The organism is Tardiphaga sp. (assembly GCF_044340795.1).
GTDB lineage: Bacteria > Pseudomonadota > Alphaproteobacteria > Rhizobiales > Xanthobacteraceae > Tardiphaga.
Map to the genome: position 1 here is coordinate 1 of NZ_JBIISY010000359.1, position 4,388 is coordinate 4,388.

Sequence of the window (4,388 nt, forward strand, 5' to 3'; positions counted from 1 at the left end):
GGTTGTTATTAGGTGGGATCCGGCGACTGTATTGCTTTTAGATGTGACGGATCGTGGGGTGACCTACAAGGTGCCAACATCCCATGCGGGGGCTGATATCCGAGATCAAAGTCTGCTCTCGATCGCTTCGACCGCTCAGACTTACATCGCCAACCTTTCGCGCAAAGCTTCGGATTTCGTCAGGTGACGATCTCGTCAATTTTCAAAAATCGCGCCGCGTTAAGGACGCGAGCGTGAAACGTGCTGCCAAGATGGCTGTGTAACTCCATCACACTACGTTCTTGCCCTTCGCCTGCATTCAGAAACAAGGTGTAAAGCTCTTCGACGATCGCGACGACGTCACTCTGCGGGGCGTCCTTGTTTGGGCTCTCTTTCAATGCTTTCACTCCAAAAGCGCGGCGGCCTAGACCGCCATCCCTTCCCGCTCCATGTAATCCACCAGCTTGCGCACGGCACTGTCGGCCAGGTGGCCGTCCAGCGCGAGATAGTGCTTCAGGATGTCATAGATCGACTTCAGGCTATGCCCGGTGATCGATGCGATTTCCGGCACCGTGCAGCCGGCGCGCGCATACCATGTGACCGACGTGTCGCGCAGATCCGGGAAGGTGAAGCCCGTGCCCTCCGGCGCCGCCAGCGACTTGCAGGGCGGCAGCAGCCAGATGGTTGGCGGTTCGTCATTGCGCTGCTCGGCGGCGTGCTGGGCGCGCGCGACGGCCGTCGCAGCCTCGTCGACAATGCCGGCGATCGCGGCGTCGCGGACCATCTGGAAGTGATCGCGGAAGGTGCGCGTGTGATAGGGCAGCCCGGTTCCCTCATTGATGACGATGTTCGCCGAGGTTACGGCATAGTCGCGCCGCACCCGCCGCGCCCTGCCCGCGGCCAGCCGGTCGACCAGGCGCGGCGCCATCGGGATCGACACCCGCGCGCCGGTCTTGCTCTGCACGAGCTCGATCCGGTTGTTCGACGCCGCGCCGGGAATGAATGCCAGCACGTCGCCCTTGCGCTGGCCCGAATAGAACCCGGCCGCGATCGCGTCGCCGACTGCGGACAGCGGCACGCCATTGAATTCCACGAGATCCGACGCCGTGATCAGCGCCGTCAGCTCGGTCTCGCTGGCAACGCGCAGGCGCACCGGCGGCGTCTCCATGTCGAGCCGCCGCGCCGGGTTCTCGACCGTCTGGCCATGGATCTTCGGCAGCCAGCCGCGCAGGCGGCCCCATTCGAGCATTGCCTGGATGACGGTCAGGGCGCCGCGTGCCATGGACGCGGTGCGCAGCTGGCACAGATGCTCGTACAGCGCCTTGAGAATGACAGGATCGAGACTGGCGATCGGCGCCTGCCAGATCGGCTCGCTCATCACCGGGCGTAGCCAGGCGGTGTAGGATTTTCGCGTGCTGGCGCGCAGGCCGTCGATCTTCAGGCGGGCATCGCCCAGCCATTGCGGGCTGCGCGTATAGGCATCCCACAGATCGCAGACGCGCCGGGCGCGCTGCACCGGCGGCGTTCGCAGCTTGCGGCCGGCCTTGCGCTGGCCGATGATCTCGTCGCGCTTGGCATTGGCAAAGCCGAGTGCTTCCTCGAGCGAAAACCAGCGGCCGTCGTCGTGCTTCAGATCCTTGCCGGTGTAACCCATCGCGCGCTCGCGCGGCCCCGGAACGAAGCGCGGCCGGTAGCTGCCATCGGCCTGCGGGCGCGGCGCCACATAGGGCATCTTGATCTTTGCCATGGTCCCTCAACCTCGGCGGAAAAAAGGAACCCGGCACGATGGCCGGGCGGTGTCAAGGTCACTCGGCCGGTTGTCCATAGGTCTGGCGCAGGAACCGGTTCCACTCGGCATCGCTGTTCGGCATGGGCGGCGCGATGCTGTCATTGGCGGCGGCCGGCGGCCGGCGCGGATCGTTGCGGGTCAGCCAGGCCTCCATGCTCGCCCGGTCATAGCTGGGGCGTCCTGTGGAGGTGATGGGGCGCGGCATCCCGTCGACCATGTGCAGCTTCGGCCGGCGGCGATAGAACGTCGCCACGGTCACCCCCAGGCGCTTGGCAACCTCGGCGGCATGCATGGGCTCGCTTCTCATGACCGGCTCCTGCTGCAGCCATCACAGCGGTGAAACCACTCGCCGGACAGCATGTAGGCGCGATAGCCTTCGGCCTTGGCCTCGGCGAGCGCCTCGTTGAAATTGCCGGAGGCGGTGTCTACCGCCTCCGTGCAGTTGTCGCACTGGAAGCGCCAGCGTCCGCCGACCCTCTCACTGCTCACGGCGTGAAAACCGGGGGCTGAACATGTCTTTCAGCTTGCCATTATTGCGATCGAGGTGGCGATAGATGCCGCAGACATCGTGGGTGAAATTGAGATCGTCCGCATCGAGAAGCTCCTGCAGCCGCAGCGGATTGCCGTTGCAATGAGTGGCGGTGAGATCCATCTGCGTTTCGATGACGTCGGCGCCAAACTTTTCGTGGGCGCGCAACCCGATCTTGCGGATGATGTCGGCTTCGCTGGCCGTGACGTTCCAGCGGATCCTTGTCGCTTCGCGGACTTCGGTGGCGGTGCGTCCCATCGCCCTACTCCGCCGCCTGCTGGAACTGGACGGCACCGACCGCCGCCGTCTCGGCGAGCGTCCTGGCCAGGCTGAGCACTGCCTGGCGGTGGTTGGGGTCGACGATCTCATTAAAGGCGCGGGCGAGCTTGGCGCCGTCGTTGGTGGCCATCATGGTCAGCGCCTCGGGGTTGGCCGCCTCGGTGGCGTCGCCGCCGAGCAGGGCCGAGGTCGAGGTGCCCAGCGCCTTGGCGATCTCCGCCAGGCGGGCGGCGCCGACGCGATTGACGCCCTTTTCGTATTTCTGGATCTGCTGAAACGAGACGCCCAGCGCCTCGCCCAGTTCCGCCTGACTGATCTTCTGCATGTTGCGGCGGGCGCGAATGCGCGTGCCGATCTCGCTGTCGTGTTGTCCTGCCGATCGCTGCTTCATGATTGCGTTGCTCCCTCTGCGTGCAAATCGAGGTGAGCATACGCATGCAGACAAAATCTGCAAGTATGCAGGTTAAAATCTGCTTCGTTTCACGTGGAACGGCGTATGCGACTGTAATACCGTAAGCCGTATGGGGCTTTTCAACTGGTTTCTCGACGCCGCGATCATTGCGGCGAATGTCGGCACCATGTTCCTGCCGTGCTGGCTGGCGCTTCAGGGTTACATGGTCGTGCGCATTCGATATGCGGGTTTAGATGCAGAGCACGTCACGGCCGCTCACCGTGCGGCGCGCATCCACGTGCTGATCTCGCTTGCAATATCGTTCGGGATCGAGTGGGCACTTTACAAGCTTGTGGGCTTCCCGAATTGGATCGGTTACGTCACCGGCTCCTAGCTGCCGCGAGTGGCTGAAAGGCTATGCGGGCGATAGCTCTCGCGAATGACGCCCGCGATCTTGACGCGGTCGCCATCGACAAGGATCGGCTTATAGGCAGTGCGGTCATTTGCCGCACCCACAAGAAACGGCGGATCATAGACGCGCCAGACCGTCTCTGCGGCACCGTGCTGATAGTCCACGACCTGCGCGCAGACTGCATCTTGTGGGCGCGCCGATATCGTGTCGGGCAGGTGCTCGACGAACACGAGATCGCCAGGCAAATAGCCAACACCTTCAAGGGCCATGGTCTTCAGGCGCCACACATGCATGTTGCTCCGCCCACGCAGAATAGCGTCGACGATGACCGCCAAATCAGCCGCTTCCCTGCCCGCATCGAACCGCGATGCCTCCGAGAAGCCGATCACCGATGATCTGCTCCGATTGGCGAATTCTTCCGGTCCAGGCACCTTATACGTGCCCTTGATGCGCTCGATCGTTTCTGGTGCGAGCGTTCCAAGATAATCTTCGTTATTCAAAATGCGCGTGATTGTGGTGTCGCTCACGCCTGCGCCTATGGCTAGCTGGGAAGGTTTTAATTTTACCTTCTCCAGAACCTCCAAAAGCCATTTGCGCTGCTGCGTCTGAACCTCGCGCTTCGCTTCGGTACGCCCGCCCGATCTCGCCACAGTCCGCCTCCGACCGGCATGAATGCCGATCGCTATATGCGGTGCTTCGAGGCTGTGGGTTTCCGTAAACATTTCTGTTGCAAGGATGCCGCAAATCAGATTTCGGTCTGCAAGTATGCAGATGAAACACGGATTAGCGGCCTTGTCCAATCGCCTTGCAGAACTGACGGAGCGCATTGCGCTCATCCGGTTGCACAAAAAGACAATCGCAATTCGCTGCGGGCTCGATGAGAGCACCATTGGTCGCACCCTTAAGGGGCAAACCGTGCCGCTCTCATCCACGCTCGACAAGATCGAGGATGTGGTCGCGGCTGAGGAAGCTTTGATCGCAGAGCATCTCAACAAGCGGGGCGCCGCAT

At 62.5% G+C, this 4,388-nt stretch carries 10 protein-coding genes; 3 read left to right on the forward strand and 7 right to left on the reverse strand.

The genetic code is table 11. The features are described 5' to 3' along the window. Positions 1-187 (forward strand): hypothetical protein (locus ACIQ17_RS31210; RefSeq protein WP_398473373.1); only part of this gene is annotated, 187 nt, incomplete at its 5' end. On the opposite strand, the gene ACIQ17_RS31215 is transcribed toward ACIQ17_RS31210, so the two are convergent. Genes ACIQ17_RS31215 through ACIQ17_RS31240 form a run of 6 tightly spaced genes read right to left on the reverse strand, consistent with a single transcriptional unit; the run spans position 180 to position 2,967 of the window. Beyond that, positions 180-377 carry a hypothetical protein gene (locus ACIQ17_RS31215; RefSeq protein WP_398473374.1) on the reverse strand — a complete coding sequence of 66 codons (198 nt, stop codon included), beginning with the start codon at positions 375-377 and terminating at the stop codon, positions 180-182. The genes ACIQ17_RS31210 and ACIQ17_RS31215 overlap by 8 nt on opposite strands. A 26-nt stretch (positions 378-403) precedes the next feature. Beyond that, positions 404-1,726 (reverse strand): hypothetical protein, encoded by a 1,323-nt coding sequence (locus ACIQ17_RS31220; RefSeq protein WP_398473375.1) that lies wholly within the window; start codon positions 1,724-1,726, stop codon positions 404-406. A gap of 58 nt (positions 1,727-1,784) precedes the next feature. Beyond that, positions 1,785-2,060 carry a hypothetical protein gene (locus tag ACIQ17_RS31225; RefSeq protein ID WP_398473376.1) on the reverse strand — a complete coding sequence of 92 codons (276 nt, stop codon included), beginning with the start codon at positions 2,058-2,060 and terminating at the stop codon, positions 1,785-1,787. Between the two features lie 11 nt (positions 2,061-2,071). Next, a complete protein-coding gene (locus ACIQ17_RS31230; protein WP_398473377.1) occupies positions 2,072-2,257 on the reverse strand; it encodes a hypothetical protein in 186 nt (61 codons plus the stop codon). After that, positions 2,247-2,555, reverse strand: a complete 309-nt coding sequence (locus ACIQ17_RS31235; protein ID WP_398473379.1) for a hypothetical protein — start codon at positions 2,553-2,555, stop codon at positions 2,247-2,249. Before ACIQ17_RS31235 ends, ACIQ17_RS31230 begins: the two co-directional genes overlap by 11 nt. Positions 2,556-2,559: 4 nt before the next feature. Continuing rightward, positions 2,560-2,967 (reverse strand): helix-turn-helix domain-containing protein, encoded by a 408-nt coding sequence (locus ACIQ17_RS31240; protein WP_398473381.1) that lies wholly within the window; start codon positions 2,965-2,967, stop codon positions 2,560-2,562. A 130-nt stretch (positions 2,968-3,097) separates the two neighbouring features. Here ACIQ17_RS31240 and ACIQ17_RS31245 point away from each other — a divergent pair, with 130 nt between their 5' ends. Beyond that, entirely contained in the window at positions 3,098-3,361 is a 264-nt protein-coding gene (locus ACIQ17_RS31245) for a hypothetical protein (protein WP_398473383.1), read from the forward strand. Here the strand turns inward: ACIQ17_RS31245 and ACIQ17_RS31250 are convergent. Beyond that, positions 3,358-4,179: a hypothetical protein gene (locus ACIQ17_RS31250; protein WP_398473385.1), complete on the reverse strand. Its 822-nt coding sequence runs from the start codon at positions 4,177-4,179 to the stop codon at positions 3,358-3,360. The genes ACIQ17_RS31245 and ACIQ17_RS31250 overlap by 4 nt on opposite strands. Between ACIQ17_RS31250 and ACIQ17_RS31255 the strand changes: the two genes are divergently transcribed. Next, a partial coding sequence (locus ACIQ17_RS31255; protein WP_398473386.1) for a hypothetical protein occupies positions 4,172-4,388 on the forward strand: 217 nt, incomplete at its 3' end. The genes ACIQ17_RS31250 and ACIQ17_RS31255 overlap by 8 nt on opposite strands.